Raw genomic sequence first — 22,201 nt, 5'->3', positions numbered from 1 at the left:
AGCCAAGGCCGGAGGCCTACCCCCCGTGACACTCCCTGTACGCCCTCCCCGACCCGCACCAGCACGCCGCCCCCCGCGCCGGCGGCCACGCCACCGCACGTCCCCGGGCCGCCAGCGTCGTGGCGTACTGGGGGAGAAGGGAGACGTTCGACGGGGACGACGCCTCCGAGGCCGCGAAGGCCTCGTAGGACGGGACCGTGGCCGTCACGATGCCCAGGTTCTCCGTGCCCGTGGCGGCGAGGTCGCGCAGAGAGGACTCGATCGTCGCTAGGTGCGTCTCGTGCGAGGGGTACTCCGCCGTGAGCTCGGGGTACGCCTCCAGGAGTTCGGCCAGTTCGTCCGCCGGCCAGTGCAGGACCGCCACCGGGAACGGGCGCGACAGGGCCGAGCGGAACGAGCCAAGCTCCGAGCGCAGGCGGGCGATCTCGGCCTTCAGTTCCGCCGGGTTGTCCGAGCCCAGCGCCCACAGGCGGTTCGGGTCGTGGAGCTCGTCGAGCGTCACGTCCGGGGTGTGGGCCGTGTGGACCCGGTCGGCGAGGGAGTCGTGGTCGTCGTGGGGCAGGCCCAGCAGGCGGCGCACGCGGTGGCGGCCCGCGAGGAGCGAGCGCGTCGCGTACGGGACGTCGTCGTCCTCGGGCAGCAGCAGGGTCAGCGCCTCGGTGAAGCACTCGTGGGACGCCTCGAGCTCGTCGTGCGACTCCAGAGTCTCGGCGATGATCTCCCACGGCGCGGCCTGCGCCGGGGCCGCGATGCGGATGCCGGCGATCAGGGCGCGGGCCTCCGCCTCGTGGCCGTACTCCCACAGGTTGGCCGCCTGGAGGGCCTTGATCAGCTGCGGGTGCTCGGGCTCCGCGGCCAGCAGGCGGTCGTAGAGGCCGGACGCGCGGTCGCGGTCGCCGGCCAGTTCCAGATGGGCCGCTGCCTGGAGCAGCAGCTGTTCGTCGTCCTCGGGATACCGCGCTGCGGTGCGCAGCAGGCGCTCGGCTTCGGCGGTGTGGTCGGCAGGCGTGTCGGGGCGCATGCACCACACCGTACTGTGATCGGGTGTACGTGCGGTGTGCCGTATCGCGGCGAGCGGTACGGAGTCGCCCTCGGCACTGGTGAGTTGACGCCCCTGGCCCTACCCTGCGCCCGTGCGGCAGAGGCGCGGGGCAGGACGGCGGCGGGCGCGGGCGGCGCTCGCCCGCGGGCTGTGGGCCGCCGCCGAGGTGACCGTCACCCTCGGGGTCGTCGTCCTCCTCCTCGTCGTCCACCAGCTCTGGTGGACCAACCAGCAGGCCAGGCAGGGTGCGGAGCGCCAGGTCCGGGCCCTGGAGCGGGACTGGGGGCGGGAGGCCGGGGCTCCGGACGGGAGGCCCGCGCCGACGCGACGAAACCCGCAGGAATCGCCTGAACCGCCCGAAACGCCCCGTTGGGACCAGGCCTACGCCGTGCTGCGCATCCCCCGCCTCGGCGTCGTCGCCCCCGTCGCGCAGGGCATCGGCAAACACGGCGTCCTCGACAGGGGGTACATCGGGCACTATCCCGGGACGGCGCAGCCCGGTCAGGCCGGGAACTTCGCCGTCGCCGGGCACCGCAACACCCACGGCGAGCCCTTCCGGTACATTGACCGGCTGCGTACCGGCGACACCGTCCGGATCGACACCCGTGAGGGGGTCTTCGACTACGCCGTGGACCAGCGGCTCCCGCAGACGACGCCGCGCGACACCGGCGTCATCGCGCCGGTGCCGCGCAGTCTCGTGCGGCCGTCCGCCGGGTACGGCGAGCCGGGCTACTACCTCACCCTGACGACGTGCACCCCTGAGTTCAGCTCCCGGTACCGGCTGGTGGTCTGGGCGAAGCTGACCTCCATGCGGCCCCGGTGACGGGGCCGGGGCGTGGGCGGGTTCCGGCGTCGGTACGCCGGGCCCCGCGTTGGCCGGTACGCCGGGCTCGCGTCGGCCGTACGCCTTCGGTACGCCCCCGACCTCAGCCGATGGCCAGCTCCGCGCACGCGGCCGCGTACTTCGGGGTGCAGATCTCCTCGGCCGTGTAGATGCCGTCCCTGATGACCGTCTCCTCGATGTTGGCCTGGGTCAGGGCGATGACCGGGACCAGGACGGAGGGGATGTCCTTGGTGGTCGGGCTGTCCACGTGCGTCTGCGCGACGGTGTGGAGGGACTCGCCCTTGGCGAGCGCCACGGCCATCTCGGCCGCGGCGGCGGCCTCCGGTGCGTACGGCTTGTAGACGCTCATGTGCTGCTCGCCGGAGATGATGCGCTGTACGGCGGCGAGCTCGGCGTCCTGGCCGGTGACCGGCGGGAGTGGGGTGACGCCCGCGGCCTTGAGGGCGGCGATGGCGCCGCCCGCCATGCCGTCGTTCGCGGAGTAGACGCCGTCGATGGCGTCGGCGCCGAGTTCGTCGATGGCGGCCTTCATGTTGGCCTCGGCGTTCTCGGGGCTCCACTCCTCGGTGTCGTACTCCTTGCCGACCGCGACCTTGCCGTCGAGTTCGGCGTGGGCGCCCTTCTTGAACAGCGCGGCGTTCGGGTCCGTGAGAGCGCCGTTCACCATGACGATCCGGCTGTTCTTGGCCTTGTTGCCGAGGGCCTTCAGCAGGGCCTTGCCCTGGACGTGGCCGACCTCTTCGTTGTCGAACGAGGTGTAGGCGTCGATCGGTCCCTCGGCCAGGCGGTCGAAGGCGACCACCGGGATGCCGGCCTTCTCGGCCTTCGCGACGCTGCCGGCTATGGCCTTGGCGTCGACGGCGTCCAGGATCAGCACGTCGACCTCGTCCTCGATCATGTTCTCGACCTGGAGGGCCTGGAGCGAGGCGTCCTGGTTGGCGTTGGCGTAGACGACCTTGCCCTCGCCGATCGTCAGCCGGTCGACCTTGTCCTCGATGACCGGCCGGTCGAACTTCTCGTAGCGCGCTGCCTCCCGGTCCGGGAGGAGCAGGCCCACGACGATGTCGTTGCTGATCACACCGCTGTGCTCCTCGCTGCCGCAGCCGGACAGTGAGAAGGCGAGGACAGAGGCTGAAGCGGCCGCCACGGCACTACGCACACTTCTGTTCATTTGTGGAAACCAACCTCCAGGACAGGCCGCCAGTTTTCGGCCGACGTGGCGCAAAGCCAACTCTCTGCCACTGCTGGGCGTCAAGAGCCGCACACGTAACGTGATGGCAACGGTGTTGCGTGTTGAACAAGTGGCGAAGGTGTGGTGAAAGCGCTGTCCGTCGGCTTTCCGGGTGGCCGGGAACCAAGCGGTGCCGCCGCTCGTGTACAGGAACGGAAGCCTCGGACGTCAGGTACAGGAGAAGGGGGACGCGTGCCCGGTCGCACGACAAGCGTGTTCCGTCCCGCCGTGCTCCTGCTCTTCCTCCTCGTCGAGGTGCTCGTCGAGACGGTTCTCGTCGACGGCGACGGCCTCACCGCCGCCCTCGCGCTCGCCGCGACCGCCACCGCGGCGGCCGGTTCCGCGCTCGTCGTCTGCGCCGTCATCAGCGCGCGCTGCGCGCCCGTCGTGCCGCGCACCCGGGTGCGCACGGCGATCCGCGACCGCGAGCAGCGCACCGCCTTCCTCCCGCAGCGGGATCCCGACGCCCGGGGCCGCACGCGCCCCCGCGCCCCCGGCCGCCTCCTTCCGGCGGCCGTGTAGCGACAGATCCCTGAAGTCCCTCCACGGGCCGTCATGCCGCCATGCCCCGCATGACCCGTTCCCCGGCACGACACGACCCCTGGAGGGGCCCACCCATGTCCGTATTCGCCGATCTCGTCGAGCGCCTCGCCGACCTGCTCCACCCGTTGTTCGCCGCCTCGGCCACCGCCGCCGCCATCGTCGTCTTCACCGCGCTCGTACGGCTCGCCGTCCATCCCCTGTCCCGCTCCGCCGCCCGTGGTCACAAGGCCCGCGCCCGCCTCGCGCCCGAGCTCGCCGCGTTGCGCGAGAAGCACGGGGGCGACCGGGAACGGCTGCAGAAGGCCACGACGGAGCTCTACGCGCGGCAGAAGGTGTCGCCGCTCGAAGGCTGCCTGCCGTCCCTGCTCCAGCTGCCGGCGTTCTTCCTCATGTACCACCTGTTCTCCAGCGCGCGGATCGGCGGCGAGCCGAACGGGCTGCTCGACCACACCCTCTTCGACGCCCCGCTCGGCGGGCGCTGGGCGGACGCGCTGTCCGACGGCGGCGTGCTCGGCGGCGCCGGGCTCGTGTACCTGGCCCTCTTCGGGATCGTCGCCGCCGTGGCGACGTTCACCTACCTGCGCACCAAGCGGCAGATGGCGGCCGCGCCCACGGTGGCGGGGGAGCAGACGCCGGGTATGGGCGCGATGCTCAAGGTCATGCCGCTGATGCCGTTCGCCACGCTGATCACCGTCGCCGTCGTGCCGCTCGCCGCCGCGCTGTACGTCGTCACGAGCACCACCTGGTCCGCGGTGGAGCGGGTGTTCCTCTACCGGGACATGCCTGTGGCCGGGGCGTTGGCTACCGCCCCGTAAAGGTCCAGGTTGTGAACAGGGTCTTGCAGGGTGGTCGGATGTCTTGGAGGATCAGCCAACCCTTCGATCCTCCGACGGCCGCACCTGTCGGGCCGGGTCCGCACTCGACGCACTCGACCAGGGGAGACAAACCATGAAGCTGCTGCGTGTCGGTACGGCAGGCGCCGAGCGCCCCGCCCTGCTCGACGGGGACGGGGTGACCCTGCGCGACATGTCCGGTCTCGTCACGGACATCGACGGCCCGCTGCTCGCGGACGCCGCCGCCCTCGACCGGATCCGCGCCGCGGCCGAAGCCGGTGACCTGCCCGTACTCGACGCCGCCGGGCTGCGGATCGGGCCGCCGCTGGCCCGTGTCGGCAAGGTCGTGTGCATCGGGCTGAACTACCACGACCACGCCGCCGAGACCGGCGCCGAGCCCCCGGCCGAGCCCGTCGTGTTCCTCAAGGCGGCGGACACGGTCGTCGGCCCGGACGACACCGTGCTCGTGCCGCGCGGCAGCCGCAAGACCGACTGGGAGGTCGAGCTCGCGGTGGTGATCGGACGTACGGCGCGCTACATCGCCGACGACGAGGACCCGCTGTCGTACGTCGCCGGGTACGCGGTCGCCCACGACGTCTCCGAGCGCGAGTTCCAGATCGAGCGCGGCGGCACCTGGGACAAGGGCAAGAACTGCGAGACGTTCAACCCGCTCGGGCCCTGGCTCGTGACCGCCGACGAGGTGGCCGAGCCGCAGGCGCTGCGGCTCAGGCTCTGGGTGAACGGCGAACTCAAGCAGGACGGCACCACCGCCGACCAGATCTTCCCGGTGGCCGATGTCGTCCGCTACCTCAGCAGGTTCATGACCCTGTACCCGGGCGACGTCATCAACACCGGTACGCCGGCGGGCGTCGCGCTCGGGCAGCCGGAGCCGAAGCCGTTCCTGCGCGCCGGCGACGTGGTGGAGCTGGAGATCGAGGGGCTCGGGCGGCAGCGGCAGGAGCTCAAGGACGCGTAGCCGCCGACCGGGCCGGCGGCATCGGTGGATGCCGCCGGCGGCGGGCCTGCGCACGGCTCGCCTCGCGCCGGCGGGACGGGCGGCTGCCGAGGCGGACGCGGCGGGCGGTGCGGCGGGTCAGGAAGGCGGCCCGGCCGTACCGCTCGAACCGTCGGCGTGCGCGGCGAACCGCTCCAGCGCCTCGACGACCATCGCGTGGTCGTCGGCCTGCGGCAGGCCCGAGACCGTGACCGAGCCGACGACGCCGACCCCCTCGATCGTGATCGGGAAGGAGCCGCCGTGGGCCGCGTACACGTCCGGGTCCAGCCGCGAGGACTCCTCGAACGTCGTGCCCTTGGCGCGGTGCCGTGCCCCGACGAGGTACGAGCTCTCGCCGTAGCGCTCGACGACGCGGCGCTTGCGGTCGATCCACGCGTCGTTGTCGGCGCTGGAACCCGGCAGGGCGCAGTGGAACAGCTGCTGGGCGCCGCGCCGGATGTCGATGGCGACGGGCGCGTTGCGCAGGTGCGCCATCTCGACGAGCAGGCTCCCGAGCTTCCAGGCGTCGTCGTGCGTGAAGTGGTGCAGCGTCAGCCGCCGCTCCTGCTCGACGATCTCGTCGACGGTGAGGTGGTGGCGGGGGGTGCTCATGCGGTGATCTCCACGGTGACGCCGTCGCGGGCGGAGCGGCGGGCGGCTTCCAGGACGTCGAGGGCGGCGGCCGCCTCGAGCGCGGTCACCGGCGGGGTGGTCTTGTCGCGCACGGCGGCGGCGACGGCCGCGTAGTAGGCGGGGTAGTCGCCGGGCAGGGTCTCGACCGGGGTGCCACCGCCGGTGACCGGGGACTCCCCGGCGCCGACGCGGCCCCACAGCGCCTCCGGCTCCACGCCCCAGGGCTCGCCCGCGGCCGGCAGCCTGCCGTCGCGAAGGTCGGCCTCCTGCGGGTCCAGCCCGTACTTCACGTACCCGGCCTTCGAGCCGAGAACCCGGAAACGGGGACCGAGCTGGGCGGTGGTCGCGCTCACGTACAGGTGGGAGCGGACGCCGCCCTCATGTGTGATCGCGATGAAGGTGTCGTCGTCGGCCGCGGCGCCGGGGCGGCGCACATCGGACTCCGCGTACACCCGCGCGGCGGGGCCGAACAGAGTCAGCGCCTGGTCGACGACGTGGCTGCCCAGGTCGTACAGCAGGCCGCCGATCTCGTCCGGGTCGCCCGACTCGCGCCAGCCGCCCTTGGGCTGCGGACGCCAGCGCTCGAAACGGGACTCGAACCGCTGGACGTCGCCGAGCTCGCCGTCGGCGACGAGGCGGCGGAGGGTGAGGAAGTCGTTGTCCCAGCGGCGGTTCTGGAAGACCGACAGCATCAGGCCGCGCTCGTCGGCGAGGGCCGCCAGGGCGCGCGCCTCGGCGGCGGTGCCGGCGACCGGCTTGTCCACGACCACGGCGAGACCGGCCTCCAGGGCGGCGGTCGCGATCGGGACGTGCGTCCTGTTCGGCGAGGCGACGACGACGAGATCCAGCTCGTCCGCCCGCTCCCACAGCTCGTCGGGGGCCGCCGCGAAGCGCACGCCGTCGCCGAGGGCGGCGCGGGCCTGCGCCCGGCGCTCCTCGCTCGACGTGACGACCGTGTCGACGACGAGGCCGTCGGTGGTGGCGATCAGCGGGGCGTGGAAGACGGAGCCCGCCAGGCCGTAGCCCACGAGTCCGACGCGGAGGGGGGAGCCGGATCCAGTCATGGCTCCACTTAAGCAACGCTGTTGCCAAAGTGCAACCGCTGCGGAGAATGGGAGGGTGACGAGGGTGGAGGCGGGCATGAGACGAGGCGACGGCGCCGACCCGAGGGGCGGCGGGGCCGGAGTGAACCTTCCCGCTCTGCGCAGCCACAACGCGGCGCTGGTGCTCGACCTGCTGCGAACGGCCGGAGAGGCGGGCATCAGCCGCATTGAACTCGCCGAGGGCACCGGGCTGACCCCGCAGGCCGTCAGCAAGATCGTCGGGCGTCTGCGCGAGGAGGGCCTGGCCGCGGAGGCCGGCCGGCGCGCCTCCACGGGCGGCAAGCCGCGCACGGTGCTGCGCCTGCTGCCGGCGGCGGGCCACGCGGTGGGCCTGCACCTGGACCGCGACGAGCTGACGGCGGTCCTGCTGGACCTGTCGGGCGCACGTGTCGCGACGCGCACGGCCCCGCTCGACCTGGGCGCGGGAGCGGACGCGGTGCTGGCGGGGGCGGCCGGGGAGGTACGGGAGCTGATCGCCGGGGCGGGGCGCGGTGGCGGCGGGACCCGGGTGCTCGGCGTCGGCGTGGCCATGCCCGGGCCGCTCGACCACGCCACCGGAGTGCCGCACCGCGTCACCGGCTTCCCCGAGTGGGACGGCTACCCGCTGCGCGACGAGCTCGCCGCGCGGCTGCGGCTGCCCGTGGTCCTCGACAAGGACACCAACGCCGCCGCGCTGGGCCTGGCGCTGCGCGGCCCCGGCGACTCCTTCGCGTACCTCCACCTCGGTACGGGACTCGGCGCCGGACTCGTGCTCGGCGGCGAGCTCTACCGGGGCGCGCGGACGGGGGCGGGGGAGTTCGGGCACCAGGTCGTCCAGCTCGACGGGCCGGAGTGCGGCTGCGGCAACCGCGGCTGCGTCGAGGCGCTGTGCCTGGCCGCCGTCGCCCGCGGCGACATCGCGGGCGCGGCGCGCGTGCTCGGCGTCGGTGCCGCCAACCTGGTCGGGCTGCTCGACATCGACCGGGTGGTGCTCGGGGGCCGGGTGGTGGACGCGGCGCAGGACGAGTTCGTCCGCGGAGTGGGCGCGGTGCTCGCGGCGCGCAGCCGGGTGCCGGTGACGACGGCGGGCGGCGAGGGGCGCACGGTCGCCGAGGGGGCGGCGCAACTGGTGCTGGCTCCGGTCTTCGGCCGGGCGCGGGCGGCGTTCGCCGCGCACGAGGGTGAATGAGAAAGCGCTGACGGGAGGGGTGCGAGGCCGCTGTTCGGCGGTACGCGACCGTACACGGCGGGCCGCCCCGGGCAACGATGGCAGAGCCCGCGCCACGGCGCAGGCGTCCCCCGGCCGTACGCGAGCAAGCAAAGGCCCCTCATGCGACTGCGCAACGCCCTCGCCCTCACAGCCACGACAGCGGCGCTGACGGCCGTCTGCCCCGCGACGGCCCTCGCCGCGCCTGCCGCCCATCACGCGGCAAAGACCGCTCCGGCGGCCGCTCCCGTACGGGGCGTGCCCCGCGCCGAGGACGCCGGTCGCGTCGGCGGCGCGCCCGTGGGCGAGGACCGGCCCGGGGATCTGCCCGCCGACCAGCAGCCCACCTGCGGCAACGAGGCCGACCCCGACTTCCCCATCCGGACCCGGATCCACGGCGGCCCGCGCACCGTCCGTCCCGGGGGCGGATTCCAGAGCGTCGGGCTCGATCTCACCAACACCACCCGGGAGTTGTGCCACCGCATCCACCCCGTGGTCATCCTCACCGGCCGCGGCCCCGGGCTCACCGCCGACAAGGTCCACGTCCAGTTCCGCGACGAGGACGCCGGACGCTGGCGGCCCGTCACGCTGGAGCGCTCCAGCGAGGACGAGATCATCGGCGCCTTCGACGACGGCTTCCGCGGCTTCGTCGTGCCGGCCGGGAAGACCGTCACCGTCAAGGTCCGCCTCGCCCTCGCCGCCGGCACCGCGCCCGACACCGTCACCGTGAACGCCGCCGTCGTCCAGCGCAGGGGCAACGACGGCGACTGGGTCGGCGCGTCCGGCGACTACCGCTTCGACGTCACCGAGGCCCCCGAGGACTCGGCCCTCGCCCGCTCCCTCGACGAGCTCGCCACCACCGGCTCCCGGACCGCCGTCCGCGTCGCCGCCGCGGGCGCGGTCATCGCGATCGGCACCGGGCTGCTGCTGCTGGTGTCCCGCCGCTTCGGGACCCGCCGGCGCTGACCGTTCACCCACGTCTGCAAGCATCCTCGCGTGGACTACCCGAACGACCAGGCGCCCGGAGCCCCCGTCCGCTCCGGCATTCCGGAGCACGGCCGCATCCCCAAGTACTACGCCGTCAAGGCCCGTATCTCGCAGGTGATGGACGAGTTGGGCGAGGGCGGGCTGCTGCCCACCGAGCGTGATCTCGCCGTGCGCTACGAGGTCTCGCGCGAGACGGTGCGTCAGGCGCTGCGCGAGCTGCTGCTGGAGGGGCGCCTGCGCCGGCAGGGGGGCCGCGGAGGTCGTCGCCGGTCCCAAGCCGGAGCAGTCGCTGTCGCTCGCGAGCTCCACCGAGGGCGTACGGCGGCAGGGCCGCAGGCCACGCCACCGCCATGGGCTGCGGCGGCATGACCGATTGGCGCGGCTGGGCCTTCGCCACCGACGAGTCGCCGGCCCTGGTCAAGAGCTACACCGCCGACGTCCTGTCCCAGCCGCAGTCCCCCACCGTGAACGTGCCCGCAGGGGCCTCGAACGTGAGCTTCCGCTTCCGTTACACCGGTTCCAACAACTGGTACTGGGTTATCGACGGGGTCAAGATCCAGGCTTCCTGATTAGGCTGGGGGCGTCGCCACAGTGCTGTCGCGGCGCCCCAGCACGCACGTTTGCACGGCAGGAGTCCGCCACATGGCAGAGCGCAAGCCGATCGAGTCCTGGCTCACCGACATGGACGGTGTCCTCATCCACGAGGGCGTACCGATCCCGGGCGCGGACGCCTTCATCAAGAGGCTGCGGGAGACCGGGAAGCCGTTCCTGGTGCTCACCAACAATTCCATCTACACGGCGCGCGACCTGCACGCCCGGCTCGCCCGCATGGGCCTCGACGTACCCGTCGAGAACATCTGGACCTCGGCGCTCGCCACCGCCCAGTTCCTCGACGACCAGCGCCCCGGCGGCACCGCGTACGTCATCGGCGAGGCGGGCCTGACCACGGCGCTGCACGACATCGGCTACGTGCTCACCGACCACGAGCCGGACTACGTCGTGCTCGGCGAGACGCGCACGTACAGCTTCGAGTCGCTGACCAAGGCGATCCGGCTGATCAACGCGGGCGCCCGGTTCATCTGCACCAACCCGGACAACACCGGACCCTCCGCCGAGGGCCCGCTGCCGGCGACCGGCTCCGTGGCCGCGCTGATCACCAAGGCGACCGGCAAGGAGCCGTACTTCGCGGGCAAGCCCAACCCGCTGATGATGCGGACCGGGCTCAACGCGATCGGCGCGCACTCCGAGACCAGCGCCATGATCGGCGACCGTATGGACACCGACGTGCTCGCGGGCCTGGAGGCCGGCATGGAGACGTTCCTGGTCCTCACCGGGTCCACGACGCCCGCCGTGGTGGAGCAGTACCCGTTCCGGCCGTCGAAGGTCGTCGACTCGATCGCCGACCTCGTGGATCGCGTCTAGGCAGGTCAAAGGCCCCTTCGGGGACGTGGCGGCACCCTCTGCGGATGCGGGATCGGCCCGCGCGCGTGACTCTTGGCCTATCAGGAGGTTCACGATGCGTGCAGGTTCGATTGCTCTCCGTTCTGCCGGGGTGGCCGCCGCGCTGATCCTGGCCCCCGCAACGGCGGCCGTCGCGGACGACTCCGCCAAGGCGGTCCTCGCCCCCGCCACGACGGCGCCCGGAGGCCAGGTCGGCATCAGCGCCACCGGCTGCACGGGCTCGACCGCCACCGCGAGATCCGAGGTCTTCGCGACGGACGCGCAGCTGACGGCCCGGCAGGGGTCCCGCGGCCTGACCGGTGAGGCGAGCGTGCGGTCGGACGTCCGGCCCGGCGCCTACGACGTCCGCGTCCGCTGCGACGGCCGCGAGTACCCCTCCTCCGGCCGCCTCGAGGTCGTCGGCCGGCTGCCGGGGACCGCCGAGCCCGTGACAGCGGCGCACGCGTCCCCCGTGGCGCCCGTCCGCGCGGGTGGCGGCGGAACGGTGGCGATCGCCGCGCCCGTCGCCGCCGTCGAACAGGAGGACGCCGGCCCCAGCGCCACCCAGACCGTGATCGGCCTCGTGCTCGCGGGCGCCGCCGCCGTCGCGGTCGCCGTCCGCAGCGTGCGCCGCCGCCGTACGGACTCCGACTGAGATGTCCGGCACACGGCCGCGCGCACGGCTCGCCATCCGCGGCTCGGGCACCGTCCGGGCGGTCGTCGGCGTGCTGTGGGCGTTCCTCGTGCTCGTCCTGTGGCTCTGGGGCGGCGGGGCCCCCGGCGGAGCGGCCGGCAGGTCGGCGCTCACCACGGGCGACATGGCGGCGGTCGGCCGTCCGCCCGGTGTCCCGATGCCCCCCGCGCACGCCCCGTTCGACGCCGCCGAACCGCGCCGCGTCGAGATGCCCGCTCTCGGCCTGTCCGCCCCCGTCGTCGTGCGCGGTCTCGACGAGCGGGGCGGCGTCGCACCGCCGCCCTTCGATACGCCGGACACCGTGGGCTGGTACGGCGGGGGCGCGCGGCCCGGCGAGCGGGGCGCGGCGCTGCTCGTCGGTCATGTGGACACCGAGACACGGCCCGCCGTCTTCTACGACCTGAGCACGGCCAGGCCCGGCGAACGGATCCGGGTGACGGGGGCAGACGGCAGGATCGCCGAGTTCACCGTGGACGACGTGCGGGTCTTCGGCAGCGAGCGGTTCGACGCGCGCGCGGTCTACGGGCCCCGCGAGGAGGGGCGGGCCGAGCTGCGCCTGATCACCTGCGGCGGCGCCTTCGACCGGGCGACCGGCAGCTACACGGCGAACGTCGTCGTCTCCGCGTACCTGACGGGCACGCGCTAGCGACGCGACAGGCCCCCGGCGTCACCCGCCGGGGGCCTGCGGTCACACGGTCATGCGGTCACGCGGTGCGGACGGTGAAGCCGCACCAGGCGGTCCACTGCGAGACGGCGTCGCCGTCCTGGACCCGTACCCGCCAGCGGTAGTCGCCGTCGGCGAGCCGGCCCTCGGCCACTTGGAGCGCGGCGTTCTGGCTGGTCTCGCTGACCGTCTGCCGGCGCAGCACCGGCTTTCCGTCCGCCTCCTCGACCTCGAAGACCACCTTCCGGCCGGGTGCCGCCTCGCCGGGCTTCTCGACCGTTCCGGGCGGGGCCACCGACTCCAGCGTCGCGGCGAGCGTCGCGGAGCCCGAGGTGACGACCGGCTGCTGCGGCGCGCCGCAGAACTGGAAGCCCGCGTACGGGCCGTCGGACACGCGCGGGTTGTCCGGGGTGCCCAGCAGGTCCCCGGGCGTACCGGCTTCCGCGCCGGCGGCGGTGGTCCGTGTCCCCGGGTTCGGGTCGGCCATGGACAGCGGTGCCGCGACCGCGGCGGCGGCCAGCGCCGCCACGACCGCCGTGACGAGCCGCGTGGGCCGCACGCCGGACACTCTGTTGAACAGACGCATCGCTTCTGTCTCCTCCTCGGCTACTTGACGTAGAGCACGTGGTCGGGGCTGGTGGCGGGCGAGACCGCCACGCACTGGTACGCGTTCCAGCGGTGCTCGGCCACGAGCCGCTTGCCGACCGCGTCACAGCCGCCGAGGTTGTGCAGATCCCCGAACTTCACCCAGTTCGCAGCCGTGTTGGCCTTCAGCCTGGTCGCCGCGACCTGCTCGCCGATCTGCCGGCCGGAGGCGACTCCGTCCGTACCGTCCCACCGGTAGTGGACGCCCAGCCACACGCGGCCGACGGCGTTCTCCTCGGCGGCGGCGGAGAAGCTGGTGAAGGTGCGGGTCACGCCGAGGGCGTGCGGGTCCTCGGTGGTCGCGGTGAAGGTCATGCTGTCCGTGCCGAACCACTTCTCCATGGCCTTGGCCCACGCGCCGCCGAAGGTGGCGTGCCCGGAGACGTACGCCGGGAAGTTGGGCGAGAAGTGCGTGCCGGTCCGGTCCTGCGACAGAGGCTGCCAGTCGGGATCGGCGACCGTCCCCGCGTTGCCGTCCCCGTCGGCCCGGATCGCGGACTCGGGCCGCCACAGGTCGATGTCGGTCCGGTACTTGGCGTCCCAGGCCGAGATGCCGGCATCGGCCATGGAGAAGGCGGCGAGCGCGAACAGCTTGGCGTTGCCGGCCACGGTCAGGCGCTGGTCCCGCGAAAGGATCTGGGTCAGCTCGAAGAGCTGGCCCGGCGGCTTGTACGTGCCGTCGAGGTCGTTCGCCCAGAACAGGGCGGCCTCGCGCTGATCGGCCGTACGGACGGTGGAGTCGCTCTTGCCGAGGTCCTTCACGTCCTTGACCTGGGTGGCGTACGCGGGGCTCTTCAGGAGGCTGTCCATGACCGTGTGCCCGGCGGGCCCGGCGGGCCGGAACTGCGAACCGGAGGTCATGGCGAACGGCTTCACGAGGCCCCAGTCGGGCGTGGCACCGGGCTTGCCGTCCGTCGGACGCCAGTAGCCGGGGGTCTGGCTGCCGGTGTACTGCGCTGTGGACGCCGAGCCGTCGCCCTGGCGGGCACTGATCATGGCCGCTGCGGCCTGCTGCCCGACGGACGTGCCGGCCGCGCGCTGTTCCGCGCTCACCGCGGGCGGGATGGTGGCGCGTGCCGCGGCGATCTCGTCGTCGAAGTTCGCCCCCGGGTAGACACTGCGCAGCACGTCGAAGGCCGCGTGGTCGATGGCGCTGTTGACGTCGGGCACGGCGCCGTTGCTCGCGGTCGCCTTGATCAGATAGGGGTCGCCGAGGCAATGGACCGAGCCCTCGGCGCACTTGGCCGAGTTCACCGCGTCGTAGATCGCGCCGTGCATCATGGCGCCGGCGCGGGCCAGCGGACCGGGGGCGCCGCCGACCTCACGGAAGGTCTGCTGGAGGACGTCGTTCCAGTACACGACGTGGTCCTTGACCGGGTCGGCCGGGGTCTCGTACGTGACCAGGACCGACGGCGCGTGGGCGGCGTCATCGGCGGACGCGAAGATCTTGAACGCCTTGTAGTCGGTTTCGTCCGTGGCGCGCAGGCCGACGGTGTCCACCGTCCGGTCCACCTGGGACCACTGCTTGACGATCGGGGTGATGTCCTGGGAGACCCAGCGCGGTCCGCAGTCGGTGTGGCCGTGCGTCGCGGTGGAGGTGCCCGCCTTCGTGCGCCAGGCCGGCTGGCTGCTCCAGCGGGTGGCGGTGGAGACGGTCCCGGTGTCCCACACCTCCCAGGCGCGGGCCTCGCACGAGTCGGACCACACCGCGTAGAGGTTCAGCTCGGCGTTGAGGATGTCCTGGCCTGTCACCGAGGCGTCGCGCGGGAACTGGATGAACGAGCGCGCCTCGTTCTTCTGCCACTCGCGCCCGACCCGGAGGCCGACGTCGCCGGAGAGGTCGGCGGTCCCGCCGTTGACAACGGTCGTGTCGAAATTCGTACCGAAGTAGATCGCCGGGTCGATGGTGACCGGGTACGTCGTGTCCTTGTCGGCCAGGAAGCCGCGGTCGGCGCTCACGTCGAGCCTGTAGCCGCCCTTGGCGGCGCTCACGTCGAGACCGACCGGCGCCCGGTTGCTCCCGGACAGACCGCGCGGGTCACGCGAGGCGTCCCACATCACGGGCGTCGGCAGCTTGCCCACGGTCCTGTTCGTCGCCGTGTCCGTGAAGGTGACCGAGGTGTCGGCGCCCTTCTCGGCCTTCAGGCCCTCGGTCCGCAGCGGCATGCTGACGTCCGCGGCGCGCTCGGCGGCCGCACGGTTCTTGACGACGAGGAACTGCTCGAACCCGGTCCGTGTGGCCTCGACCACGAGGTCGGTGCCCGGCAGCGCGTCGACGTAGGTGGCCTTGTTGCCCTTCAGTACGGGCCGGGGCAGAGCGCCCTGCCACCCGAGGGCGACGGACCGGTCCGTGCCGCCGAGGGTGACCAGGGTGCCGCCCTGCGCGCCGGTGCCGCCCGCGAGCCGGAGCCCGCGCGGATGGGCCTTCGGGCTCACCGAGCCGTCGGCGTTGCGGACGAGCGTGGTGTCCACCGCGACCCACGCACCGTTCTTGCGGAAGCGGACGGGGCCCGAGTGGGTCTCCAGCGACATGGTCCCGTCGGGGTTGGCCCACAGGGTGGTGTTCTCCGTACGGGCCCCGGTCACCTCGATCCGGCGGTCCTGCGCGGCGGCGGTGAGCCGGGCCGCGGCCTCCTCGGTGATCCGTGCGTCGTTCTGCTGTGAAGGAGCGGCCTGGGCGGCGGCGGGCGGCCGGGGTGCGGCTTCGGCAGGAGAGACGGCCGCTGCGATCAGGCCCGCCTCGGCGACAAGGACCAGGGACAGCGGGACGGCGAACCGTCCGGGCCGCTTGCGGGAGCCGGCGCGCCGCCCTGTTCTGCCGTCGGGCAGGTGGGTCGATCTGTGCACGTGGTTCAGCCTCCGGAACAGTTGCTGCATGAGAACTGCCTTAGAACTGGCATACGAATCGTGGCAGTCGGCGCCCCGCCGCGTCCTGGATCTTCACGAGTCGGGGATGTGATGGTGATCATGGCCGGAATGAGGAACTCCGGTGTCCGGAGCGGCAGTTGAAGGAAGATCGACTTCGGTGGCGGTCGCGTGCCCGGCCGAGCGTTCCGCGCTCCCGAGGGAGTGACAGCACGAGGCCCTCGTCCGTCGGACGAGGGCCTCGTGTGCCGGTGCGCCGCCAGGGACTCGAACCCCGGACCCGCTGATTAAGAGTCAGCTGCTCTAACCAACTGAGCTAGCGGCGCCTGCTGACCTGGAGAACTCTACCCGATTCCCGTGGGTGCTCCGTGTCGTCGCACTCTCGTTCCCTCGCCGCGCCCGGCCTGTCGGATCATCGCTTTTACCCTTCTATCGGTCAAAATGCATCAGGTCATGGCATTGGGGACACTGATGCCCGTGAGAGACCGTCAGAAGATCTTGTCGACTGCAGCTGCGGAGGGGACGCGTATGGCCGTGCCGGTCTTCGAGGAGTACGAGCCCGCCGGTGACTGCGCCTGCGCCGGATGCGCTTGGCGGCACAGGGCGTCCGCCGCCGGAGCACACCCGTCCGCCCACGGCTGCCGCCGCGCACTGGTGCTCGTCACCGCCGTCGGGCTGGTCCTCGGCGGAGCGGGGGCGGCGACGGCAGCCGAGTACGTCCCCGGGGCCGCGCGGACCGCGCCCTCCTCCGACCCCGGGCCGTCGACCGAGCAGGGGGCCGAAGGTCCCCTGTACGGGCCGTCGGGCAAGCCCGCTCGGGACCAGGTCCTGCGGGCGTCGACCCGGGCGCAGATCATCAACCGCGCGAAGAAGTGGGTCAGCGCCAAGGTGCCGTACAGCATGTCGAAGTACTGGTCCGACGGCTACCGCCAGGACTGCTCCGGCTATGTGTCCATGGCCTGGAACCTCGGGAGCAACGAGTGGACCGGCAGCCTGGCGGAGTTCGGCGACCGCATCCTCCGCGAGGACCTGCAGCCCGGCGACATCCTGCTCTTCCACAACCCCGACGACCCCACCAAGGGTTCGCACGTCACGATCTTCGGCGGCTGGACCGACTACACGCACTCCTACTACGTCGCGTACGAGCAGACCAAGCCCCACACCCGCAAACAGGCCACACCCATGGCGTACTGGAACAACTCCGCGAGCTACGTCGCCTACCGCTACAAGGGCGTCGTCACCTCGGCGCCGGCACGGGGCTCCGCGAGCCTGGCCACGCCCTACCCGGGTGATGCCTCCTTCGGCCCCGGCGCCGCCAACCAGTACGTCAGCGAACTCCGGAAGATGCTGATGGCGCGCGGAGGCAAACGCTTCTACGCCGACGGCCCGGGACCGCGCTGGTCCGACGCCGACCGGCGTGCCACCGAGGCGTTCCAGCGGGCCCAGGGGTGGCGGGGCGCCGAGGCGAACGGACTGCCCGGGCCCCACACCTGGCGGCTGCTGACGAAGACGCAGGGCAAGGACATTCCGGCCGCGGTGCTCGGCGGCTCCAGAGCGGCGCGGCCGCCCGCCTTCCCCGGGCGCGACCACTTCCGTCCCGGCCGGTCCAGCGGCCACATCAGCCGGCTGGGCACGCAGCTCGTCCAGCGCGGCTACGGCAGGTACGACACCGCGGGCCCCTCGTCGCGCTGGAGCGAGGCCCACCGGCTGGCCGTCCAGGCGTTCCAGCACGCACAGGGCTGGCGGGGCGGTGAGGCGGACGGCTACCCGGGCCCCGAGACCTGGCGGCGGCTCTTCGCCGCCGGCTGACCGGGCGGGCCGGTCCCGCCACCGATGCGTCATGAGTACGAGCTGACACGAGCAACGAGCGAAAGCCGAGGCGGCATGAACAGCACGATGTCGGAGCCGGAGGGCACGGTCCCGTCCGACGGCCAGCGGCGCAGCCCCGTCATCGCGGGCGAGACGACGACCGAGATCCCGGTGCACCTGCTCTTCCGGGACGACAACGGGCCGCTCAAGCTGCCCCCGGACCTCAGACCCGCCGTCGTCTCCCGGCGGCAGGGCACCGGCGAGCAGCCGAGGATCGGCCGCTCCACCCCGCCGCCGGCACCGCCGCCGGTGGCGGCTCCCGAAGCGTCCGTGCCGCCGGTCGACCCGTCCTTGGCCGAGCGTCCCGGACCCGTACTGCCCGGCTGGACCGGGCTCGTCGCCGGGACCTTCTCGCTCGCCGGGATCGGCGCCGTGCTGTGGGGGACGGGGGCCGTGCCGGATGTGGTCGCGGCCCTGATCGGGGTGACCCCGCCGCCGTACCGGGGCATCGGCATCGGCCTGTGGTGCCTGCTCGCGCTCGGTGTCCTGCTCGCGCTGTTCGGGCTCGGCGGACTCGGCCGCGGGACCGTCGGCCACGCCTGGGTCCTCACCCTCTGCGGCGACTACCGGGGCAGCGTGCGCCGTACGGGACTGGTGTGGATGAGCCCGCTGGTGCTGCGCCGCCGCGTCGACGTACGGCTGCGCCACTGGCGCAGCGAGCCGATGCCCGCCCGCGACGCCGAGGGCACGGCACTGCGGGTGGTGGTGCTCGTCGTGTGGCGCGTCAAGGACGCCGCGCGGGCGGTGCTCGGTGTCGAGGACCACGAGGCGTACCTCAGGGAGCAGGTCGAGCTGGCCACCACCCGGGTGCTCTCGCAACTGCCCGCCGACGCTTTCGGGGAGGCGGTCCCCACGCTGCGCGACGCCGAGAAGGTGGGGGCCACGCTGACGAAGGCTCTCGCGGCCGAGTGCGCCCCGGTGGGCATCGAGATCTTCACGGCCCAGCCGACGGCGATCGACTACGCACCCGAGGTGGCGGACGCCATGCAGCGCCGCCGGATCGCGGCGATCGACGAACGCCATCGCGACAGCGTCCTGACCTCGGTGGTCGACGCGGTGGACGACACGGTGAGCCGGCTCACCTGCCGGGGGCTCATCGAGCCGGACGACTACGAGCGCAAGGCGCTGGTGAAGGACCTGACCGTTGCCTTCTACACGGGCCGGGCCGAGGGCGCGGTGCGGTGGCACGCCCCTTCGTGATTGGTCTGGACATGGTGAACTCGCGTCAATACATTGGAACTTGGTCTAGACCGGAATAGGTACTACCGCACGCGTGCCGCACGTCCCACAGAACTCCCCCACGTTCTTCCTGGAGCCAGCATGCGAAAGAAGATAGGTGCGGCCGTGGTCGGCCTCGCCGTGACGGGCGCCACCCTGCTCGCCACCGGCAGCGCCAGCAGCCACGGCTACACCGACTCACCCATCAGCCGCCAGAAGCTCTGCGCCAACGGCACCGTGAGCAACTGCGGTCCCATCCAGTGGGAACCGCAGAGTGTCGAGGGCCCCAAGGGCTTCCCCGCCGCGGGCCCCGCCGACGGCAGGATCTGCTCGGCGGGCCTGTCGCAGTTCGCCCAGCTCGACGACCCGCGGGGCGGCGCCTGGCCCACGACCAGGGTCGGCTCCGGCCAGAACTACACCTTCCGGTGGCAGTTCACCGCCCGGCACCGCACCACCGACTTCAAGTACTTCATCACCAAGCCCGGTTGGAACCCCGGCCAGCCGCTGACCAGGGCCGCCCTGGAGTCGCAGCCCTTCCTGACCGTGCCCTACGGCGGTCAGCAGCCGCCGGCGACGCTCTCCCACTCCGGCAACCTGCCCCAGCGCAGCGGACGCCATCTGATCCTGGCGGTGTGGACCGTCCACGACACGGCCAACGCGTTCTACGCCTGCTCCGACGTCCAGTTCTGAGGGGACGTCGCCTGGCGGTCCGTCACGGGGGTAGGGCAGGCCCTACCCCCGTACACCCCCTGGGCACATGGCCCGCGCCGCCGCGCCGCGCCTACCGTGTGCGCCATGGACGGTGTACGTAACCCCTGGCAGGCGCTGAGCCGGCGGGACTTCCTGCTGAGCGGATGGCCCTGGCGGGCCGCCGCGTACCTGGCGAGCAGCGCCGTCACCGGAGTCGTCGCCCTCTCCGCCCTCGTCGTGCTCGCCGCGTTCTCTCTCGTCCTCGTCGGGCTGCCGCTGCTCTTCCTCGGCGGGACCGCCCTCGCCGTCGTCGAGCGGCGCAGGCTGCGGATCGCCGACCGCGAGAGCGCGCCCAGTCCGCACCGCACTCCCGGTACGCCCGGCCTCGCCGCCTGGCTGCGGGTGCGCCTCGGCGAACAGGCGACCTGGCGGGAGTTCGCCTACGGGCTGATGCATGCCCTGGTCCTGTGGCCGCTCGACGTGCTGGCCGTGTGCGTCGGGGTCGGACTGCCCGCCGGGCTGGCCGCGGCGCCCCTGCAGCTCGCGCTCGACGGCGAGGAGGCGCGCGTGGTGAAGACCGTGCTGGTCACCACCTACCCGCAGGCGTTGGCGGCGGCCGCCGCCGGGCTGCTGCTCCTGCCCGTCCTGCTGTACACGCTCGCCGCACTCGCCGGGGCGCGCGCCCAGCTCACCCGGCTGCTGCTCGCCCCGCGCGAGGGTGAGCTGCGGGAGCGGCTGACGGAGGTGACCCGGTCGCGGGCCCGGCTCGTCGCCGCCTTCGAGGCCGAACGCCGCCGTATCGAGCGCGACCTGCACGACGGCGCCCAGCAGCGGCTCGTCGCTCTCACCATGACCCTGGGTCTCGCCCGGCTCGACGCACCCGAGGGGCCCCTCGCCGCCCGGCTCGCCGCCGCGCACGACGAGGCGAGCCGCGCCTTGACCGGGCTCCGAGAGCTGATCCACGGCATCCACCCGCAGGTTCTCACCGACTACGGGCTCGGCGCCGCGCTCGAGGACGCCGCCGACCGCTCGGCCGTCCCGGTCGACACCGGCATCGCACTGCCCCGGTTGGAGGGGGCCGTGGAGAGCGCCGCCTACTTCGCCGTCTGCGAGGCCCTCGCCAACGTCGGCAGGCACAGCGGCGCGGCCCTGGCCCGGGTGGACGCGCGGCACACGGGCGACCGGCTCGTCGTGGAGGTGCACGACGACGGCCGCGGCGGCGTGGAGCCCGAGCGGGGCACCGGGCTGACCGGTCTGGCCGATCGGCTCGCCGTCCTCGATGGCACACTGACCGTCGACAGCCCGGAGGGCGGGCCGACCCTGCTGCGAGTGGAGATCCCTTGCCGAGCGCTCTCCGGATAGTCCTGGCCGAGGACGGTGTCCTGCTGCGCGAGGGGCTGATCGCGCTGATCGGCCGCTTCGGCCACGAGGTCGTCGCCGCGGTCGGGGACGCCGGCGCGCTGCGCGACGCGGTCGCCGCCCATGATCCGGACCTCGTCGTCACCGACGTCCGGATGCCTCCCGGCTTCCAGGACGAGGGACTGCGCGCCGCCGTCGCCCTGCGCGCCGAACGCCCCGCCCTGCCGGTGCTGGTGCTCAGCCAGTACGTGCAACGGGAGTACGCGGCCGAGCTCCTCGGCACCGGCGACGGCTCGGGCGTGGGCTACCTGCTCAAGGACCGCATCGGCCAGGTCGAGGAGTTCCTGGCTGCCCTGACACAGGTCGCAGCGGGCGGCACGGTCGTCGACCCCGAGGTCGTGCGGCAGCTCCTGCGCCGCCGCCGGGATCCGCTCGCCGCTCTCACGCCGCGCGAGCGGGAGGTCCTCGCGCTGGTCGCGGAGGGGAAGTCGAACGCGGCGATCGCGCGGCAGCTGGTCGTCACCGAGGCGGCCGTCGGCAAGCACATCGGCAACATCCTCGCCAAGCTCGACCTGCCGCCGGCCGAGGACACCCACCGCCGGGTGCTCGCGGTGCTCGCCTACCTCCGCTGACGCGGCGTCGTGTCCCTTCCCGAACGGCCCACGCGTGACGGGTCGTCGGGATGAGTTCACCCTTTCGACCGGCGCGTACACGCTGTGCAGGACGCGCGTCGAGCGGGACTCTGGATCCGCCGTGGACAGGCCACGTGCGTGCACCAACTCCCGCTCTTCGCCAGGAGGTTCTGCATGCGTCGCCGACTTGCCCTTTCCCTCGTGGCCACCGCTCTCGCGGTGCCCGCCGCGCTCCTGCCGGCATCCGCCGCGTCGGCAGCGCCGGCCGACAAGCCCCAGGTCCTCAGCTCCTGGACGCAGACCAGCGTCACCAGCTACCACGCCTGGGCGGCCGCCCGCGCGAACCCGAGCGCCTGGAGCGCGTACGGATTCAACTGGTCCACGGACTACTGCTCCTCGTCCCCGGACAACCCGTTCGGCTTCCCCTTCAGGACGGCCTGCGCCCGCCACGACTTCGGCTACCGCAACTACAAGGCGGCCGGCACGTTCGCGGCCAACAAGACGCGGCTGGACTCGGCGTTCTACGAGGACATGAAGCGGGTGTGCGCCCGGTACTCGGGCGCGACGCGCACCTCGTGCCGTTCGACCGCCTGGACGTACTACCACGCGGTGGCAGTCTTCGGCGTGACGGCGCCGGCCGAGGCCCCCGTGACCTGAGCATGCCGAAGGACCCCTCGCCGGGCGAGAGGTCCTTCGCTGTGCGTGCGCCGCCAGGGACTCGAACCCCGG

General features: G+C 73.0%; 22 protein-coding genes, 1 tRNA gene and 2 pseudogenes. 18 read left to right on the top strand and 7 right to left on the bottom strand.

Annotated elements, in window-relative coordinates; genetic code table 11:
* Positions 1 to 16: 16 nt before the first annotated feature.
* Positions 17 to 1,021 carry an SEC-C domain-containing protein gene (locus HW130_RS28025; protein ID WP_177152531.1) on the bottom strand — a complete coding sequence of 335 codons (1,005 nt, stop codon included), beginning with the start codon at positions 1,019 to 1,021 and terminating at the stop codon, positions 17 to 19.
* Positions 1,022 to 1,133: 112 nt separating this feature from the next.
* Here HW130_RS28025 and HW130_RS28020 point away from each other — a divergent pair, with 112 nt between their 5' ends.
* A complete protein-coding gene (locus HW130_RS28020) occupies positions 1,134 to 1,865 on the top strand; it encodes a class E sortase (protein WP_177152530.1) in 732 nt (243 codons plus the stop codon).
* A 103-nt stretch (positions 1,866 to 1,968) separates the two neighbouring features.
* Here the strand turns inward: HW130_RS28020 and HW130_RS28015 are convergent, their stop codons facing one another.
* Entirely contained in the window at positions 1,969 to 3,057 is a 1,089-nt protein-coding gene (locus HW130_RS28015) for a sugar ABC transporter substrate-binding protein (RefSeq protein WP_177152529.1), read from the bottom strand.
* Between HW130_RS28015 and HW130_RS28010 the strand changes: the two genes are divergently transcribed.
* From HW130_RS28010 to HW130_RS27995, 4 genes are all read left to right on the top strand, one after another.
* Complete coding sequence (locus tag HW130_RS28010; protein ID WP_177152511.1) at positions 2,948 to 3,205, top strand: hypothetical protein; 258 nt, start codon at positions 2,948 to 2,950, stop codon at positions 3,203 to 3,205. The two genes, HW130_RS28015 and HW130_RS28010, sit on opposite strands and share 110 nt — an antisense overlap.
* A 104-nt stretch (positions 3,206 to 3,309) precedes the next feature.
* Positions 3,310 to 3,639: a DUF6412 domain-containing protein gene (locus HW130_RS28005; protein WP_177152528.1), complete on the top strand. Its 330-nt coding sequence runs from the start codon at positions 3,310 to 3,312 to the stop codon at positions 3,637 to 3,639.
* Between the two features lie 95 nt (positions 3,640 to 3,734).
* Positions 3,735 to 4,475 (top strand): YidC/Oxa1 family membrane protein insertase, encoded by a 741-nt coding sequence (locus HW130_RS28000; protein WP_177152527.1) that lies wholly within the window; start codon positions 3,735 to 3,737, stop codon positions 4,473 to 4,475.
* 133 nt (positions 4,476 to 4,608) lie between these two features.
* Entirely contained in the window at positions 4,609 to 5,469 is an 861-nt protein-coding gene (locus HW130_RS27995; RefSeq protein ID WP_177152526.1) for a fumarylacetoacetate hydrolase family protein, read from the top strand.
* Between the two features lie 117 nt (positions 5,470 to 5,586).
* Here the strand turns inward: HW130_RS27995 and HW130_RS27990 are convergent, their stop codons facing one another.
* Positions 5,587 to 6,099: a heme-degrading domain-containing protein gene (locus tag HW130_RS27990; RefSeq protein WP_177152525.1), complete on the bottom strand. Its 513-nt coding sequence runs from the start codon at positions 6,097 to 6,099 to the stop codon at positions 5,587 to 5,589.
* Entirely contained in the window at positions 6,096 to 7,184 is a 1,089-nt protein-coding gene (locus HW130_RS27985; RefSeq protein WP_177152524.1) for a Gfo/Idh/MocA family oxidoreductase, read from the bottom strand. The genes HW130_RS27990 and HW130_RS27985 overlap by 4 nt, the downstream gene beginning before the upstream one ends.
* A 76-nt stretch (positions 7,185 to 7,260) precedes the next feature.
* On the opposite strand from HW130_RS27985, the gene HW130_RS27980 reads away from it, so the two are divergent.
* The 7 genes and pseudogenes from HW130_RS27980 to HW130_RS27950 all read left to right on the top strand — a co-directional run bounded on the left by HW130_RS27980 (position 7,261) and on the right by HW130_RS27950 (position 12,176).
* Entirely contained in the window at positions 7,261 to 8,391 is a 1,131-nt protein-coding gene (locus tag HW130_RS27980) for an ROK family transcriptional regulator (protein ID WP_177152523.1), read from the top strand.
* A gap of 141 nt (positions 8,392 to 8,532) precedes the next feature.
* Positions 8,533 to 9,375, top strand: a complete 843-nt coding sequence (locus HW130_RS27975; protein WP_218184054.1) for a hypothetical protein — start codon at positions 8,533 to 8,535, stop codon at positions 9,373 to 9,375.
* Positions 9,376 to 9,405: 30 nt separating this feature from the next.
* Positions 9,406 to 9,760: pseudogene (locus HW130_RS27970) on the top strand (GntR family transcriptional regulator); the annotation flags it as partial.
* A pseudogene (locus HW130_RS27965) lies at positions 9,744 to 9,965 on the top strand (hypothetical protein); the annotation flags it as partial. The pseudogenes HW130_RS27970 and HW130_RS27965, both read left to right, overlap by 17 nt.
* Positions 9,966 to 10,038: 73 nt before the next feature.
* Positions 10,039 to 10,818 carry an HAD-IIA family hydrolase gene (locus tag HW130_RS27960; RefSeq protein WP_177152522.1) on the top strand — a complete coding sequence of 260 codons (780 nt, stop codon included), beginning with the start codon at positions 10,039 to 10,041 and terminating at the stop codon, positions 10,816 to 10,818.
* Positions 10,819 to 10,912: 94 nt separating this feature from the next.
* Positions 10,913 to 11,491, top strand: a complete 579-nt coding sequence (locus tag HW130_RS27955) for a hypothetical protein (protein ID WP_177152521.1) — start codon at positions 10,913 to 10,915, stop codon at positions 11,489 to 11,491.
* A 1-nt stretch (position 11,492) separates the two neighbouring features.
* Complete coding sequence (locus tag HW130_RS27950; RefSeq protein WP_177152520.1) at positions 11,493 to 12,176, top strand: class F sortase; 684 nt, start codon at positions 11,493 to 11,495, stop codon at positions 12,174 to 12,176.
* A 58-nt stretch (positions 12,177 to 12,234) separates the two neighbouring features.
* Here HW130_RS27950 and HW130_RS27945 read toward each other — a convergent pair whose 3' ends face one another.
* From HW130_RS27945 to HW130_RS27935, 3 genes are all read right to left on the bottom strand, one after another.
* A complete protein-coding gene (locus HW130_RS27945; RefSeq protein WP_177152519.1) occupies positions 12,235 to 12,780 on the bottom strand; it encodes a hypothetical protein in 546 nt (181 codons plus the stop codon).
* A 20-nt stretch (positions 12,781 to 12,800) separates the two neighbouring features.
* On the bottom strand, positions 12,801 to 15,686 hold the full coding sequence (locus tag HW130_RS27940; protein ID WP_177152518.1) for a DNRLRE domain-containing protein: 2,886 nt from the start codon (positions 15,684 to 15,686) through the stop codon (positions 12,801 to 12,803).
* Positions 15,687 to 15,956: 270 nt separating this feature from the next.
* Positions 15,957 to 16,030, bottom strand: a tRNA-Lys gene (locus HW130_RS27935).
* A gap of 202 nt (positions 16,031 to 16,232) precedes the next feature.
* Here HW130_RS27935 and HW130_RS27930 point away from each other — a divergent pair.
* The 6 genes from HW130_RS27930 to HW130_RS27905 all read left to right on the top strand — a co-directional run bounded on the left by HW130_RS27930 (position 16,233) and on the right by HW130_RS27905 (position 22,129).
* Positions 16,233 to 17,513, top strand: a complete 1,281-nt coding sequence (locus HW130_RS27930) for a peptidoglycan-binding protein (protein ID WP_177152517.1) — start codon at positions 16,233 to 16,235, stop codon at positions 17,511 to 17,513.
* 75 nt (positions 17,514 to 17,588) lie between these two features.
* Positions 17,589 to 18,773, top strand: a complete 1,185-nt coding sequence (locus tag HW130_RS27925) for an SPFH domain-containing protein (RefSeq protein ID WP_177152516.1) — start codon at positions 17,589 to 17,591, stop codon at positions 18,771 to 18,773.
* A gap of 120 nt (positions 18,774 to 18,893) precedes the next feature.
* Entirely contained in the window at positions 18,894 to 19,481 is a 588-nt protein-coding gene (locus HW130_RS27920) for a lytic polysaccharide monooxygenase (protein WP_177152515.1), read from the top strand.
* Positions 19,482 to 19,586: 105 nt separating this feature from the next.
* Positions 19,587 to 20,843: a sensor histidine kinase gene (locus HW130_RS27915; protein ID WP_177152514.1), complete on the top strand. Its 1,257-nt coding sequence runs from the start codon at positions 19,587 to 19,589 to the stop codon at positions 20,841 to 20,843.
* Positions 20,822 to 21,472, top strand: a complete 651-nt coding sequence (locus HW130_RS27910) for a response regulator transcription factor (protein WP_177152513.1) — start codon at positions 20,822 to 20,824, stop codon at positions 21,470 to 21,472. Before HW130_RS27915 ends, HW130_RS27910 begins: the two co-directional genes overlap by 22 nt.
* A gap of 174 nt (positions 21,473 to 21,646) precedes the next feature.
* Positions 21,647 to 22,129, top strand: a complete 483-nt coding sequence (locus HW130_RS27905; RefSeq protein ID WP_177152512.1) for a phospholipase — start codon at positions 21,647 to 21,649, stop codon at positions 22,127 to 22,129.
* Positions 22,130 to 22,201 lie beyond the last annotated feature (72 nt).

Origin of the sequence: Streptomyces sp. PKU-EA00015, from assembly GCF_013387495.1 — a bacterium.
Classification (GTDB): Bacteria; Actinomycetota; Actinomycetes; order Streptomycetales; family Streptomycetaceae; genus Streptomyces.
The sequence above is the reverse complement of the archived record's forward strand: the minus strand, read 5'-3'. Positions and strand labels throughout refer to the sequence as shown.

Coding starts and splice junctions, on each gene's coding strand:
- HW130_RS27915 (WP_177152514.1), top strand. CDS start 19,587: ATGGACGGTGTACGTAACCCCTGGCAGGCGCTGAGCCGGCGGGACTTC.
- HW130_RS28010 (WP_177152511.1), top strand. CDS start 2,948: ATGTCGTTGCTGATCACACCGCTGTGCTCCTCGCTGCCGCAGCCGGAC.
- HW130_RS28000 (WP_177152527.1), top strand. CDS start 3,735: ATGTCCGTATTCGCCGATCTCGTCGAGCGCCTCGCCGACCTGCTCCAC.
- HW130_RS27975 (WP_218184054.1), top strand. CDS start 8,533: ATGCGACTGCGCAACGCCCTCGCCCTCACAGCCACGACAGCGGCGCTG.
- HW130_RS28025 (WP_177152531.1), bottom strand. CDS start 1,021: ATGCGCCCCGACACGCCTGCCGACCACACCGCCGAAGCCGAGCGCCTG.
- HW130_RS27985 (WP_177152524.1), bottom strand. CDS start 7,184: ATGACTGGATCCGGCTCCCCCCTCCGCGTCGGACTCGTGGGCTACGGC.
- HW130_RS27980 (WP_177152523.1), top strand. CDS start 7,261: ATGAGACGAGGCGACGGCGCCGACCCGAGGGGCGGCGGGGCCGGAGTG.
- HW130_RS27950 (WP_177152520.1), top strand. CDS start 11,493: ATGTCCGGCACACGGCCGCGCGCACGGCTCGCCATCCGCGGCTCGGGC.
- HW130_RS27960 (WP_177152522.1), top strand. CDS start 10,039: ATGGCAGAGCGCAAGCCGATCGAGTCCTGGCTCACCGACATGGACGGT.
- HW130_RS27920 (WP_177152515.1), top strand. CDS start 18,894: ATGCGAAAGAAGATAGGTGCGGCCGTGGTCGGCCTCGCCGTGACGGGC.
- HW130_RS28015 (WP_177152529.1), bottom strand. CDS start 3,057: ATGAACAGAAGTGTGCGTAGTGCCGTGGCGGCCGCTTCAGCCTCTGTC.
- HW130_RS27945 (WP_177152519.1), bottom strand. CDS start 12,780: ATGCGTCTGTTCAACAGAGTGTCCGGCGTGCGGCCCACGCGGCTCGTC.
- HW130_RS27905 (WP_177152512.1), top strand. CDS start 21,647: ATGCGTCGCCGACTTGCCCTTTCCCTCGTGGCCACCGCTCTCGCGGTG.
- HW130_RS27995 (WP_177152526.1), top strand. CDS start 4,609: ATGAAGCTGCTGCGTGTCGGTACGGCAGGCGCCGAGCGCCCCGCCCTG.
- HW130_RS27925 (WP_177152516.1), top strand. CDS start 17,589: ATGAACAGCACGATGTCGGAGCCGGAGGGCACGGTCCCGTCCGACGGC.
- HW130_RS27990 (WP_177152525.1), bottom strand. CDS start 6,099: ATGAGCACCCCCCGCCACCACCTCACCGTCGACGAGATCGTCGAGCAG.
- HW130_RS27955 (WP_177152521.1), top strand. CDS start 10,913: ATGCGTGCAGGTTCGATTGCTCTCCGTTCTGCCGGGGTGGCCGCCGCG.
- HW130_RS27930 (WP_177152517.1), top strand. CDS start 16,233: ATGGCCGTGCCGGTCTTCGAGGAGTACGAGCCCGCCGGTGACTGCGCC.